11 protein-coding genes and 1 riboswitch are annotated in these 13,497 nt (G+C 64.5%); of the genes, 6 read left to right on the top strand and 5 right to left on the bottom strand.

The window, feature by feature from the left end; genetic code table 11:
* Nucleotides 1–49: 49 nt before the first annotated feature.
* The 3 genes from thiC to E5222_RS13075 all read right to left on the bottom strand — a co-directional run bounded on the left by thiC (nt 50) and on the right by E5222_RS13075 (nt 3,776).
* The gene (gene thiC, locus E5222_RS13085; RefSeq protein ID WP_136694219.1) at nt 50–1,915 is read right to left on the bottom strand and encodes a phosphomethylpyrimidine synthase ThiC; all 1,866 of its coding nucleotides are present in this window, start codon (nt 1,913–1,915) and stop codon (nt 50–52) included.
* 43 nt (nt 1,916–1,958) lie between these two features.
* Nucleotides 1,959–2,068, bottom strand: a riboswitch (TPP riboswitch).
* Nucleotides 2,069–2,114: 46 nt separating this feature from the next.
* Entirely contained in the window at nt 2,115–3,251 is a 1,137-nt protein-coding gene (locus E5222_RS13080; protein ID WP_136694218.1) for an acyltransferase family protein, read from the bottom strand.
* A gap of 126 nt (nt 3,252–3,377) precedes the next feature.
* On the bottom strand, nt 3,378–3,776 hold the full coding sequence (locus E5222_RS13075; RefSeq protein WP_136694217.1) for a hypothetical protein: 399 nt from the start codon (nt 3,774–3,776) through the stop codon (nt 3,378–3,380).
* Nucleotides 3,777–4,062: 286 nt separating this feature from the next.
* Between E5222_RS13075 and E5222_RS13070 the strand changes: the two genes are divergently transcribed.
* Nucleotides 4,063–5,592 carry a YadA-like family protein gene (locus E5222_RS13070; RefSeq protein WP_136694216.1) on the top strand — a complete coding sequence of 510 codons (1,530 nt, stop codon included), beginning with the start codon at nt 4,063–4,065 and terminating at the stop codon, nt 5,590–5,592.
* Nucleotides 5,593–5,668: 76 nt separating this feature from the next.
* Here E5222_RS13070 and E5222_RS13065 read toward each other — a convergent pair whose 3' ends face one another.
* Nucleotides 5,669–5,950, bottom strand: coding sequence for a YdhR family protein (locus E5222_RS13065; protein WP_136694215.1), 282 nt, complete (start codon nt 5,948–5,950; stop codon nt 5,669–5,671).
* A gap of 187 nt (nt 5,951–6,137) precedes the next feature.
* Here E5222_RS13065 and E5222_RS13060 point away from each other — a divergent pair, with 187 nt between their 5' ends.
* The 4 genes from E5222_RS13060 to E5222_RS13045 all read left to right on the top strand — a co-directional run bounded on the left by E5222_RS13060 (nt 6,138) and on the right by E5222_RS13045 (nt 10,673).
* Nucleotides 6,138–6,767 (top strand): SOS response-associated peptidase family protein, encoded by a 630-nt coding sequence (locus E5222_RS13060; protein WP_136694214.1) that lies wholly within the window; start codon nt 6,138–6,140, stop codon nt 6,765–6,767.
* 101 nt (nt 6,768–6,868) lie between these two features.
* Nucleotides 6,869–9,175 (top strand): TonB-dependent hemoglobin/transferrin/lactoferrin family receptor, encoded by a 2,307-nt coding sequence (locus tag E5222_RS13055; RefSeq protein ID WP_136694213.1) that lies wholly within the window; start codon nt 6,869–6,871, stop codon nt 9,173–9,175.
* Between the two features lie 20 nt (nt 9,176–9,195).
* Nucleotides 9,196–10,179 carry a DUF6607 family protein gene (locus E5222_RS13050; RefSeq protein ID WP_136694212.1) on the top strand — a complete coding sequence of 328 codons (984 nt, stop codon included), beginning with the start codon at nt 9,196–9,198 and terminating at the stop codon, nt 10,177–10,179.
* Nucleotides 10,180–10,265: 86 nt separating this feature from the next.
* A complete protein-coding gene (locus E5222_RS13045) occupies nt 10,266–10,673 on the top strand; it encodes a DUF6152 family protein (RefSeq protein WP_136694211.1) in 408 nt (135 codons plus the stop codon).
* 3 nt (nt 10,674–10,676) lie between these two features.
* Here the strand turns inward: E5222_RS13045 and E5222_RS13040 are convergent, their stop codons facing one another.
* Nucleotides 10,677–11,267 (bottom strand): hypothetical protein, encoded by a 591-nt coding sequence (locus tag E5222_RS13040; protein ID WP_136694210.1) that lies wholly within the window; start codon nt 11,265–11,267, stop codon nt 10,677–10,679.
* A 144-nt stretch (nt 11,268–11,411) separates the two neighbouring features.
* Here E5222_RS13040 and E5222_RS13035 point away from each other — a divergent pair, with 144 nt between their 5' ends.
* A complete protein-coding gene (locus E5222_RS13035) occupies nt 11,412–13,457 on the top strand; it encodes a S9 family peptidase (RefSeq protein WP_136694209.1) in 2,046 nt (681 codons plus the stop codon).
* The last annotated feature ends 40 nt before the right edge of the window (nt 13,458–13,497 follow it).

The raw sequence follows: 13,497 nt of genomic DNA, 5'->3' as shown, positions 1-13,497 counted from the left end.
AGGTCCGCAGTCTCGGACGGCTTGAGCGCCGCCGAGGTGCGACGATGTATCAAGCCTCGTCATTGGGCAAATACAACTCCCCACCCTTGTCCTTATAGACCTTGCTCATCTCCTCCATGCCGCGCTTGGCCTCTGCCACCACATCGCCCGCCGCCGCGATAAACGCATCGCTCGGCTGGTTCTGTTTCGCTGCAAAATCCCGCACTTCCTGGCTGATCTGCATCGAGCAGAACTTCGGCCCGCACATGGAGCAGAAATGCGCGGTCTTGGCGCCCTCCGCAGGCAGGGTCTGGTCGTGATATTGCTCGGCCGTATCGGGATCGAGGCTGAGGTTGAACTGGTCGCGCCAGCGGAATTCGAAGCGGGCGCGGGACAGGGCATCGTCGCGCACCTTCGCCGCCGGGTGGCCCTTGGCAAGGTCGGCAGCATGAGCGGCCAGCTTGTAGGTCACAACGCCAACCTTCACGTCGTCGCGGTCGGGCAGGCCGAGGTGTTCCTTGGGCGTGACGTAGCAAAGCATCGCCGTGCCGTACCAGCCGATCTGCGCGGCGCCGATGCCGCTGGTGATGTGGTCGTAGCCGGGTGCGATATCGGTGACGAGCGGGCCGAGCGTGTAGAAGGGCGCTTCGCCGCAGGCCTCCAGCTGCTTGTCCATATTCTCCTTGATCTTGTGCATCGGCACGTGGCCGGGGCCCTCGATCATCACCTGCACGTCTTGCGCCCAGGCGCGCTTGGTCAGCTCGCCCAGCGTGTAGAGCTCGGCGAACTGCGCCTCGTCATTGGCGTCGGCGATGGAGCCGGGACGCAGCCCGTCGCCCAGCGAGTAGGCGATGTCATAGGCTTTGCAGATCTCCGTGATCTCGTCGAAATGCTCATACAGGAAGCTCTCCTTGTGGTGGGAGAGGCACCATTTCGCCATGATGGAGCCGCCGCGGCTGACGATGCCCGTCACGCGCTTGGCTGCCAGCGGTACATAGGCGAGGCGCACGCCCGCGTGGATGGTGAAATAGTCCACGCCCTGCTCGGCCTGTTCGATCAGTGTGTCGCGGAACACTTCCCAGCTCAGGTCCTCGGCAATGCCGCCGACCTTTTCCAGCGCCTGGTAGATCGGCACGGTGCCGATCGGCACGGGGCTGTTGCGGATAATCCATTCGCGGGTGTCGTGGATGTTGCGGCCGGTGCTGAGGTCCATCACCGTGTCCGCACCCCAGCGGATCGACCAGACCATCTTGTCCACTTCGCTCGCCACGTCGGAGGCGACGGCCGAGTTGCCGATATTGGCGTTGATCTTGACGAGGAAGTTGCGGCCGATCGCCATCGGCTCGGCCTCCGGGTGGTTGACGTTGGAGGGGATGATCGCCCGCCCGCGCGCCACTTCGTCGCGGACGAATTCGGGCGTCACATAGTCGGGGATGGCGGCGCCCCAGTCCTGCCCGTCACGCACATATTCGGCGAGCTTGGCGCGGCCGAGATTCTCGCGCTCCGCCACATATTCCATTTCGGGCGTGATGATGCCGCGCCTGGCGTAATGCATCTGGCTGAGGTTCGCGCCGGGCTTGGCGCGCAGCACCTTCTTCGCCACATTCGGGAAAGCGGGCACGCCGCCCGAACGGTCCGGGCCCAGCTGGCCGTTATCTTCCGGCTTCACTTCGCGCGCGTCATATTCCTCCACATCGCCGCGGGCGAGCTGCCACTCGCGGCGCAGGGCGGGCAGGCCGGCCTGGATGTCGATGCTCGCATTGGGGTCCGTATAGGGTCCGGACGTATCATAGACACGCACCGGCGGCTCCCCGCTGGAAGGCTCCAGCTCGATCTCCCGCATGGCGACTTTCAGCGGCCCGACATGCATCTTGCGGCTGCCGCGAATGGGGCCGGTGGTCACACCGATTTCAAGCTTGGAATTGATGTCGGCCATGCGAAGCACTCTCCAGATATCGGGCATGGAGAAGGCATTGCGGCATGGCTGCCAGACCCTTCCCTCCGCCCGTGCTAACGGGTTCAGGTTCAACGGGTCGGGCGGCGCTTACCCCGCCCCTCTCAGCGAAAGCTCGCTCCCCGGGGAATGCGGATACTAGGCGCAATGCTTGCGCCTGTCCACGCCCTCCAGGCCGAAGCTAGGGTGCAGAATGGCGGGCCGGGGCGACGTTCCTTCCGCTGCGCGTATTCCACCAGCGCAGGATCGAGCGCTGGGCGGGCTTTTCGAACGCGACGAAGGACAACCACCCGGCCAGCGTCGAGATGGCAATGAACCCGGCGAGGAACAGGGGCGAGCTGGCGATGCTGAGGCTCACGCCCAGCCAGTCCAGCAGCAGGAACAGCGCGACCTGGATCGGGAAGTGCCACAGATAGCAGCCATAGGTGCTGTCCCCGATGAAACGGAACCGCTTGAAGGACGCGCCGAGCGGAAGACGGTCCACAAGCGCCGCCCCGGCGACAACCGCGATGCAAAATGGCAGCAAGCCGTTGCGGATTGTAAGCTCACCGAAGATCGCGTTCATGGCCAGCATCGCCATGCCGAGCCCGGCGACGATCGCCAGGTCACGCACGGCCCGCGGGTGGTTGCCGGCGACATTATACACCGCGCAGCCGATGAAGAAGAATGTCACGCAGGGCCAGACCATCGGCGGCCCAATCTCGAGCTGAGTCAGGACGGTGGCCGCCGCCGCGATGGCAAGCGGGCCGAAAGCGCCGGCGCGCAACAGGTTCTTCGCCACCAGCCAGAACAGCGCATAGCTCAGGATCTCTACCGAAACCGACCAGATCGGCTGGTTGAAGGAGTATCCCTCCTCCAGCCCCCAGGTCGAGGCGAGGAAAAGGTTGAGCACGAAATGGTAGCTGTCGTTGTAGCCGTAGATCACGTGATTGCCGAAGCGGGCATAGGCGAGCGCCTGAAGCACCGCGACGATAACCAGCGTCACGAAATGGAGCGGGTACAGCCGCGCGAACCTGCGGATGAAGAACTCGCTGCCCGGCGTATCTTTCGATGCGTAGACCTTGGCAAAGACAAAACCGGAAATCAGCCAGAACAGCTGCACCGCCGAACCGCCATGCTGATAGAGCGGGGACAGCAAGTCATAGAACGGCTGCACTCCTGCGAGATCCTGCACCTCGATATGGTATACGCCCGGCGGGTAGAAGAAATGCTGGTAGTGATAGAAGAGCACCGCGATGGCGGCGAAGCCGCGCAGCATGTCGACCGTGTAATAGTGATCGGGAGCATCGGCTGGATTGCTGCCAGAATTGCTCGTCATTCCCCGATCCCCTGAATTGGCACTCGCTAAGCAGTGCGCCCCTTCGCACTGCGGACGCTGCTGACACTGCTCCAATATCAGGTACTTATGAATGGCAGGCCCTAATGGGCAATGAATCCCGGCGGGTTACAGGCGCAGCAGCGCGATGCAGACCAGCACCACGCCCAGCACGCCGGCAATCAGAGCCCAGACCCGGTTCACCGCGCCGAGCATGCTGGCGGCGAAATGGAGGAAGGGCCTGCCGAAGCCGAGGATCACCACGCCTTCCAATGCCATGCCGCCGCCCATCACGGTGACCAAGACCGAAAGCCAGTCCGCCGGGTTCCACGGGTTGACGAGGTAGATTGCCGCGCCCAGCGCCAGCACCACGATGCCGGTCAGGAAGCGCAGGCCCTCATGCTCCTCGAAGTCCTCCAGCATGGCGGCCCAGCTGCCGGGCGAACGCAGCTCGCCGATTGCGGCGCCGACAGCGTAAAGCCCCAGGAACAGGGCAATCCATGCGGAAATCTGGTCGGTCTCGGCCATTGCGTTCTCCCCCGTGATGGGAAGAGGATAGGGCTGGCTGAGAGGCTTGTCGAGCGCTTGGCTCAGGCTTCGGGATAACGCGATCTGGCATCGTCAATTCAATTGACTCCGTCACTGCGGCGAAGTCTAATATCCGGGCTGAAATTTGGGGTAGTTTTCCGAAACCAGTCAACAAGCATCCAGACCGGACAAAATACCGGCTGCCGTTTTTCGTGCCGTGCGTGCGTAGGATGGGTCGTGATTTGTTTCTTCATGCGCGCAGGCGAATTCATGAAGGAGGAAAATCGTGTCTGGACATTCCCGTAACTTGAAATGGGCGCTCGCATCCGGGGCGGCGCTGGTCGCCATGCTGAGCCTTGGCGAAACGGCTTCCGCGCAAGCCACTTGCGACCTCAACGGCGCGGATGGCGGGACCAATGCCGCCGATGCCAATGACGGGGCCTCGGCTACGGGCACCAATGCACTCGCTTGCGGAACGGATACGCGCGCACCAGGCAATCAGGGGGTCTCCATCGGCTATGATACCGAAGCCAATGGCGATAGCTCGATTGCTATCGGCAGCGACGACAACGCCAGTGGCACCGGCACCACCGCCGATGGCCATGCAGCAGTCGCAATCGGCTCCGACGCGTATGGATTGGGGGACGAAAGCGTTGCCATTGGCCTTTCCGCTGCGGCTCGCGCCACGGACACCGTTGCTATTGGCGAGAATGCCGATGCCAGCGGCACCGGTTCGATCGCGATCGGCGGCGATGGCGACGGCAGCTCAATCGGTGCACAAACCACAGGTTCCAGCGCAGTGGCAATCGGTCAGGATGCACGCGCGACAACGCAGGGCACGGCCACCGGCAGCAATGCCGTCGCAGCCCTGGGAGGAACAGCATACGGCTATAACACCAGTGCCAACGGGACCAGCTCCGTCGCCATCGGCAGCGATGACAACGCCTCCGGCACCGGCACAACTGCCAACGGCCATGCGGCGGTGGCGCTCGGCTCTGATGCATTTGGCGATGGCGATGAGAGCGTAGCGATTGGCCTTTCCGCAGCGGCGCGGGCCGCCGATACGATCGCCATGGGCAATAATGCCGATGCCAGTGGCATAGGATCGATCGCGATCGGCGGCAATGCAGACGGCAACGGAACGGGAGCGGTAACCATCGGAAACGGTGCGACCGCCCTTGGCGCCGACGCGGCTGCGGGGGCAGGTTCCACCGCGCTCGGAAGCAACGCCAATGCCCTTTTCGCCAACTCCACCGCGGTCGGTTCCGGCGCCACGACAGACCGGGATGACCAGGTGAAGCTGGGCGGCGCTGGCAGCTCGGTCACCGTCGGCGATCTTGCCGCGAGCACCGCGGCGCAGGTCGGGCCTGACATCTACCTGGTGACCGCCGATGCCTCGGGCACGCTGGGACAGGGGATCAACGTCGCCTCGCTCGCCAGCGGCGCCTCGCTCGATGCCGAAACCACGGCGCGCATGGCAGCCGACGCCAATCTGCAAAGCCAGATCAACGGTCTTTCTGGCAGCCTGGCCAGTCTCGACGGGCGCGTGGGAGGATTGGAAAGCCGTGTGGATGCGTTGAGCGATTATGCCGCATCCTCCACGGCAGTGGCCACCGCCATGGGCGGCGCTGCCTTCCTGCCCGACACGCGGTTCAACCTCACCGCCAATGTCGCGACCTATGACGGGGCGCATGCCGGCGCTTTGCAGCTTGGTGTACTGGTAACCGAGCACGTGGCGTTAAATGCCGGTGTCGCCACGGGCTTCAACAAGCGCGGCAAGACTGCCGGCCGGGTCGGCATGACCATCGGCTGGTAAAGAGAACCATGCGCGAGGAGGGAGCGATACCGCCCCTCCTCGCGCAGGTCGGAAGTCGAGCGGTCGAGCGCTTGGCTCAGGCTTCGGGGCCGTCCACCACCAGCACGGTGTCCACGCCAAAGACCTCAGGCGTGGTGCTGAACTTCTCCTGCATGGAGAGCACGAAGCGCGGGCCGAAAAAGGCCTCCGCCGAAGCCTGGTCGGTGAAGAGATAAACGCTGTGGCCGCAATGCGCGCCCTCGTCATAACAGAAATATTTGCGCACCAGGCCGGGCAGGCTGGCGAACTGCTCCTCCGCCAGGGCAAAGGCCTCTGCCATATCCTCGCGCGGGACGGGCGCGGGCAGCTTGTATTTCACAATCACAGTATGAATGGCGCGCTCTCCCCTGACAAAGTACGGCGTAATCTCTAGATCTTAACCGTAAGCGCATTCAGCAAGCCTTGACCGCAGTCAAGTGCCGACTGATCTGAAATTGCGATGTTATTCATATAAATGTTTAAGCAATCTTGCCCATCGACCCCGGGCTCGCCAGTGGAGAAGGGGCATGACGCAGCTCTACCGCCTCGATGCCGATGCGGCCGCGATCGCCCGGCATTTCGAAGCCTGGGCAGGCAATGATCCGTGGCAAGGCGGCTATATCGCTCCGGGGCAGTTCGCGCCGGTGATCACCGCCGGGCGCGAGTTCATTGCAGGGCCACGCAAGGGGCGCGGGCAGCATCGCATGATCCCGCGCATCTGGGGCGTGCCGCCTCCCCCTTCCGCCCATGACGCGACGCGCGGCATCACCAGCGTGCGCAATGTGGACAGCCCCTTCTGGATCGGGAATTTGCGCAATAGCGAGTTCCGCTGCCTGGTCCCTGCAACGAGCTTCATGGAATGGGGCGCGGGGATCGATGTGGAGGGGCGCCGCAACCGCCACCACTTCCGCTGCTCGGATCAGGAGATCTTCGCCTTTGCCGGCGTGTGGAAGGATAGCGAGATCCCCACCTTCGCCATTCTCACCTGCCCCGCCAACCAGCGGCTGCGCGCGATCGGGCGCGAGGTAATGCCCGTGATCCTGCCGCCCGATAGCAAGGCTGAGGACCTGTGGCTGCATGGCGGATGGGACAAGGCATGCGAGCTTCTCAAGCCCTGCCCGGAAGACATCCTTCTGGAAACGAACGGGATTTCCTGATCCTCCACGGATAACTGCGAACTCTTCGCAAAACATGCTTGACCCATCATCGACTCCCATTAGTAATGCGACTCATTCGCATTTGCATCTAGGGAATCGCAATGTCACCTCTCCGGGCCGCCCCTCAGCAGCCTCATCCTTGCACGCGCTGGCTGGCGCGGCGCGCGCCTTCGCAGCGTATCGCCCGGCCGCTCTGCGCCTCGCTGGCGCTGGCCTTCGCGCTCAATGCGCAGGCCGCGCTGGCCGATGAGGCGGCGGAGGCCGAGGCGCTGACCACCGAATCGCGCATCACCATCACGGCGACGCGCGTACCGGTGGCCGAGGAAGTTGCGCCCGCGACCGTGACCGTCATCACAGACGAGGACATTGCCGACGACTTCGTCACCGATATCAAGGACCTGGTCCGCTACGAGCCGGGCGTCAGCGTGCGCCGTGCGCCTGCCCGCTTCGGCGCCGCCCTGGGCACGACCGGCCGCGCGCGGAATGAGGAGTTCACCATTCGCGGCATCGGCGGCAATCGCGTGCTGATCCAGGTGGACGGCATCCGCGCTCCGCAGGGCTTCAGCTTCGGCGCGCAGGATGCTGGGCGCGGCGGCTATGCCGATGTCTCGCTGGTCAAGGCGGTGGAGATCCTGCGCGGCCCGGCTTCCGCGCTCTATGGCTCGGACGGGCTGGCCGGTGCGGTCAGCTTCATCACCCGCGACCCCGTCGACCTGATCGACGGCGGCAAGAGCTTCGGCGGCTTCGTGACCGCGCAATACAGCTCCGCCGATGACGAGTTTGCCGAGACCGCCGCGCTGGCGGGCAAGAGCGGCAATGTCTCCGCCATGGTCGCCTTCACCCGCCGCGACTTCGAGGAGCTGGAGAACCAGGGCACGGTCGGCGGCATTGGCGAGAGCCGCACCCTGCCCAACCCGCAGGACGGGCACTCCAACGCGATCCTCGGCAAGCTCGTCTGGGCCGACAATGGCCACCGCCTGCGCCTGACGGGCGAGCGGCTGGAGCTCGACGTCGATAGCCAGGTCCTGTCCGGCGAAGGCCCCGCCTTCCTGTTCGGCCCCAGCCCGAGCTGGATCGTCGACAGCCTTACCGCAGAGGATTCCACTCGCCGCAATCGCCTCTCGCTCGACTGGACGTGGGAAGGCGACGGAACGCTCGAGTACGCCCACCTTGCCGCCTATTGGCAGGACGGCAAGGACGTGCAGTTCACCCGCGAGGAACGCTCCCCCGTCTCCGCCACGCCGCGCCCCGATCGCGAGCGGCTCAACACCTTCGAGAACGAGGTTTGGGGCCTTGTCGCGGAGGGGCGCAAGAATTTCGGCGGCAACGGCATCGAACAGGTGCTGGCAGTCGGCGGCGATATCAGCTGGACCCGGCAGGAAGGCCTGCGCGACGGGATCGAACCGCCCTTTGGCGAGACCTTCCCGACCCGTGCCTTCCCGGCGACCGATTTCACGCTGGGCGGCGTCTACCTTGCCGACGAGATCCGCCTGGCGGACGGCGCGCTGACGATCTATCCCGCATTGCGTTTCGACTTCTACAAGCTCGATCCGACCGACGATCCGCTGCTGCCGGACTTCGCCGGATCGGCCCAGAGCGGCGAGCGTCTTTCTCCCAAGCTGGGCGTGACGGCGCAGATCGTGCCCGACCTGCTGCTCTTCGCCAACTATGCGCAGGGCTTCCGCGCGCCGACGCCCGCCCAAGTGAACAATTTCTTCTCCAACCCCGCCTTCGGCTACACTTCCACGCCCAACCCCGATCTCGGCCCCGAACGCTCGACCAGCTATGAGGCCGGCATCCGCTATACGAACGACAATGCGCGGCTGAGCCTTGCGGTCTTCCGCGCCGAATATGACGATTTCATCGACCAGGCCGATGTTGGCGGAAGCGGGGTTGCTTCCGATCCAACGATCTTCCAGTTCGTCAATCTCGACGATGTGACGGTCGAAGGGATCGAGGCGAAAGCCAGCCTCACGCTCGATAACGGCTTCTTCACCCGGTTTGCCGCCGCCTATGCCGATGGCGAAGTGCAAGCGCCCGACGGCACCATCTCCCCGCTCGGCTCCATCGACCCGTTCGAACTGGTCGCCGGTATCGGCTGGAATTCTCCCACCGGTCGTGCCGGAGTGGAGCTGAGCCTCATCTACAACGCCCGCAAATCGCTGGAGGACAGCGACGGTGTCTGCTCGGCCGAATGCTTCCGCCCGGACAGCTTTACCGTGTTCGATATCAGCGCATTCTATGCGGTTACCGATGCGCTGAAGCTGCGCGCGGGCGTCTTCAACCTGTTCGACGAGACCTATGCCTATTGGTCGGATGTGCGCGGGCTGTCCGCCACCTCCACCATCACCGATGCCTATACCCGGCCCGGCCGCAATGCATCGGTCTCGCTCAGCTACACGTTCTGAATTGGAAGGGACCCTCGACCATGAAACTGATGAAGACGACAATCGCATCATCGCTATTGGCGCTGGCCATGGCGGCATCCCCGGCGCTGGCCGACGGCCCGGTGGCCGAACGCTCCGGTACTGAGGAGCAGGCCAGCTTTGCCGCCGACCGCGAAACCATCCTCGCCATGGCGGGCGATTACCGCGTGCGTTTCGACATGCAGGAATCGACGCCGTGGCGCGAAGGCTACGAGCCGCTGGAGCGCAAGATTTCCGGCGGGCATGAAAGCGTGCGCGTGATCGAGGATACGGGCACGCGCATCGTGCTGCAGCACCTGCTGGTGGTCGATGCGGGTGGCACGCCGATGGTGATCAAGCACTGGCGGCAGGACTGGGAATATGAGCCTGCCCGCATCCTCGCCTATGAAGGCCCCGGCCGCTGGGCGTGGGAAGAGGTACCCGAACGCATGCGCGCCGGCCGCTGGGCGCAGACCGTGTGGCAGGTGGATGACAGCCCGCGCTATGCCGGATGGGGCCAGTGGGAAACCACCAACGGCGTGCGCCGCTGGCGCAGCAACTGGACACAGCGACCGCTCGCCCGCCGCGATGCCGTGCGCAATCTGGTCTATGACCTCTATGCCGCGATCAACCGCCACCAGCTGACGCCCGATGGCTGGATCCACTGGCAGGACAACACCAAGATGGACCTCGTCGAAGGCGGTGAGGAACCGGTGGTGCAGGAATATGTCCTCAACACCTATACCCGCTTTGCCGATTACGAGGTGAGCGCCGCCGACGAATACTGGGCCGCGACCCAGGGCTACTGGCAGGCGGTGCGCGCCGAATGGGACCGCGTGGCCCAGGCTCGTGGCGGTATCGCCATCGAGGAAGAAGCGCAGACCGGCACCGTCATTTCCGCAGAACTGCTCGGAATGGGCGATGACATCCTCTCCGGGTCCCTGCCCGAAGCGGAAGCCATTGCCCGCGCCGTGACGCTGATCGAGGAGCACACTACCGCGCTCTGAGGTCAGCTACTCCTCTCGCGCCTTTCCCTGTGCTATGAGGGAGCCAGGACGGGGCGCGAGAGGAGACTACGAGAGGAGGCCGGATCATGGCCAGCATCAGGAAAATCACCCTCACCGCAGCGATCGCCGCCGCAGCCTTGCCGCTGGCGGCTTTCGCGCATCACGGCTGGGGCTGGACGGAGGACGAAGAAAGCCGCCTTTCGGGCGAAATCGTCACCATCAGCTTCGGCAATCCGCATATGCATTTGCAGGTCCGCACCGAGGAAGGTGTCTGGACCGGCGGGCAGATCTGGGAAGTGGACCTGTCCCCGCCCGTGGTTGCTCGCCGTTCGGGCTTCGGGCCGGAACATGCAGGGCCGGGCGACCAGGTCTCGCTCACCGGCCACCGCGCGCGCGATCACGATGTGCGCGGCTTCAAGGCGGAGACGATCACCGTGCGCGGACGAACGTTCGACGTCTATCCGCAGCGGCCCAAGAGCCTCGATCCCGAATAGGGCTCAGTCGGCCTCGCTTGGCAGTTTGGCCAGCAGGCACAGGGCAAGGAAGAAGGTCGCTACCGTCCCCGTCGCACCGGCGGGAAAGACCACCCGCATGCCGATCGCCATGGCTGTCGCATTGACCAGCAGCGCAGCCACGCCGGTGATCGCCGCCAGCAGGCCGGCGATCCGCCATGCCCCTGCGGCGCGGCGCCACAGCTGACGCCCAAGCTCGACCGCAGCAATGCCGAACGCCGCCTTGGCCGCGAAATAGAGGAAGAAGGAAAAACCCAGCACGGGCATGAAGACCGGGTTGGGCTCCCCCTCTCCGCCATAGCCGAGCTGGTAGAACAGGGTCAGCCCCATGCCGGTCTGGATCAGGTTGAAGATCCCGCCTGCGACCAGGCAGCCACCCACCAGCGCATCGCGCCTGGCGATCACGAAGCCGGCCACGGCCACCACCAGCCCCAGCAGCGCCTCGGTCCGCCAGATCGGATAGGCGATGTGCGACTGCCCGCTGGCGCCCAGCGCCATATAGGCGATCTGCGTCACCACGGTGAGGATGAGCGCGGCGGACACCACCTGGCTTGCACGCGTGTTCTGCATTTCCATGTCAATTCCCTCCCATTCGAACCCTGACTAACAGCTTTCGACCCTGCTTAGACCCCGGTTACACCGCCTTAGGCCTGCCATTGCCTTGACTGCCTCGCGCGCTATGAAGGTTGCATTCGTAACTGCAACGGGGTCCTGCCTGTCATGAAATCTCTTCGCACCGCCCTTCTTGCCGGCGCCGTCCTGCTGCCGAGCGCCGTGATGGCCCGGCCGATGACGCCCGAAGACGTCGCGCGCATCGAATATACCGGCACCGTCGCCGTCTCCGAAGACGGCACGCGCATCGCCTATACCACTTTCAGCCGCCCGGACGTGACCAGCGGCGAGGAGAATGGCAGCGGATCGCAGCAGCTCTTCCTCGCCGACGGCCCGATGCAGGCACGCGCTTACCTGCCTGAAGATGTGGGCGTGTCGGGCATCGGCTTCTCGCCCGATGGCACGATGATCACCTATCTCTGGGCAGACGAGGACGAAAAGCGCGGCGTCTGGGGCGTCCCCGTCGCCGGCGGCGCGCCGCGCAAGCTGGCAGGGCTGGAGGATGCGAACGTCCTCTCCTACGCCATCGCTCCTTCTGGCGAGAGCATCTATTTGCTCGCCGCCGCGGCTCCCGATGAGGACCGCGATGACGAGGCCGATCTCGGCTTCAATGCGCGCATCTATGAGGAAGAACAGCACTTCAACCGGCTGTTCGTCGCCGCTTCCGGCACCGCCGAAGTCGATCCCGAACCGCGCGAGATCGACGTGCCCGGCCATGTCGATGGCATGGACCTTGCCCCGGACGGCAGCTGGATGGTCGTCACCTCCGCGCCTTCGACGCTGGTCGATGACAGCCTGGTTTCGCGCAAGCCCTATATCGTCAACCTCGTCACCGGCGATGTCCGCGTGGTCGATACGCCGGGCAAGATCGACGATATCGAGATCGCGCCCGACGGCTCGCAATTCTCGCTGATCGCAGGTGTGGACGTGAACGATCCGGCGGCGACCACACTGCACCTCGTCGATGCGGCGACGGCAACCTATCGCGCGCTCAATGAAGGCGCGGCGGAAGCGGTGGTCGATACCGAATGGATGGCCGATGGCCGCCTCGCCACGATCGTCCATGTCGGCGCGCAGAGCGTGCTGCGCTTCTATTCGGACGATGGCGACATGCTGCGCGAGGTCGATCCCGAAGGCCTGATCCTCACCAGCATCGAACATGGCGGCAACCGCCTCGTCACCGAAGCGCATTCGCCCAGCCATCCCAACGAGCTGTTCCTGTTCACCGGCAACACCTTCCAGCGCTGGACCGATCACAATCCCTGGCTGGCGGAGATCGATTTCGGCACCCAGACCACCGTCACCTTCACCGCACGCGACGGGCAGGCCGTGGAAGGCATATTGATCGAGCCGGTGGGCGGCGTGGACTTCGGCGGCGCGCCGACCATCCTCGACGTGCATGGCGGCCCGGAAGCGCATGAATCAAACGGCTGGGTGACCGGATACGGCAACCCCGGACAGGTGGCTGCCGGACGCGGCTATGCTGTGTTCCTGCCGAACTACCGCGGCTCCACCGCCTATGGCACGGCCTTTTCCAAGCAGCACCAGGGCAATTACACCGATCCCGAATTCGCCGACCTGGTTGACGCGAAATATGCTCTGGCGGAACTTGGCTATACCGATCCCGCGCGCGTGGGGATCACCGGCGGATCTTATGGCGGCTATGCCACCGCATGGTCCTCCACCTACAATTCTGAGGAATTTGCAGCGGGCGTGATGTTCGTCGGCATCTCCAACCAGATTTCCAAGATGGGCACGGGCGACATTCCGTTGGAGATGTACAATGTGCATGCCCGCCAATGGCCGTGGGAAGACTGGACCGGCATGCTGGAAGTCAGCCCGATCTATTACGCCGATCGCGCCGATACGCCGCTGCTGATCCTGCATGGCGAGGAGGACACGCGCGTCTCCCCCACGCAGAGCGTCGAGCTCTATCGCCATATCAAGATCCGCCGCCCGGACACGCCGCTGCGCCTCGTTTTCTATCCCGGCGAGGGGCACGGCAACGGCATGGCGGCGGCGCGCTACGACTATAATGTCCGCATGATGGAATGGTTCGACACCTATCTGATGACGGGCGACCGCGACGCCCCCATCCCCGGCCCGCGCCCGGCGCTCGAGCTGGGCGAGGATGAGGAGGGCGGCGAGGACTGATCGCCACTGCAATCGTCACACAAGAAGGGCGGCGGATCGG

The sequence above is a fragment of the Alteraurantiacibacter aquimixticola genome, assembly GCF_004965515.1.
GTDB classification, from domain to species: domain Bacteria; phylum Pseudomonadota; class Alphaproteobacteria; order Sphingomonadales; family Sphingomonadaceae; genus Alteraurantiacibacter; species Alteraurantiacibacter aquimixticola.
The sequence above is the reverse complement of the archived record's forward strand: the minus strand, read 5'-3'. Positions and strand labels throughout refer to the sequence as shown.

Excerpts from the sequence above, each read along its gene's own strand:
- thiC (WP_136694219.1), bottom strand. The coding sequence starts at position 1,915 with ATGGCCGACATCAATTCCAAGCTTGAAATCGGTGTGACCACCGGCCCC.
- E5222_RS13080 (WP_136694218.1), bottom strand. The coding sequence starts at position 3,251 with ATGACGAGCAATTCTGGCAGCAATCCAGCCGATGCTCCCGATCACTAT.
- E5222_RS13075 (WP_136694217.1), bottom strand. The coding sequence starts at position 3,776 with ATGGCCGAGACCGACCAGATTTCCGCATGGATTGCCCTGTTCCTGGGG.
- E5222_RS13060 (WP_136694214.1), top strand. The coding sequence starts at position 6,138 with ATGACGCAGCTCTACCGCCTCGATGCCGATGCGGCCGCGATCGCCCGG.
- E5222_RS13055 (WP_136694213.1), top strand. The coding sequence starts at position 6,869 with ATGTCACCTCTCCGGGCCGCCCCTCAGCAGCCTCATCCTTGCACGCGC.
- E5222_RS13050 (WP_136694212.1), top strand. The coding sequence starts at position 9,196 with ATGAAACTGATGAAGACGACAATCGCATCATCGCTATTGGCGCTGGCC.
- E5222_RS13045 (WP_136694211.1), top strand. The coding sequence starts at position 10,266 with ATGGCCAGCATCAGGAAAATCACCCTCACCGCAGCGATCGCCGCCGCA.
- E5222_RS13040 (WP_136694210.1), bottom strand. The coding sequence starts at position 11,267 with ATGGAAATGCAGAACACGCGTGCAAGCCAGGTGGTGTCCGCCGCGCTC.
- E5222_RS13035 (WP_136694209.1), top strand. The coding sequence starts at position 11,412 with ATGAAATCTCTTCGCACCGCCCTTCTTGCCGGCGCCGTCCTGCTGCCG.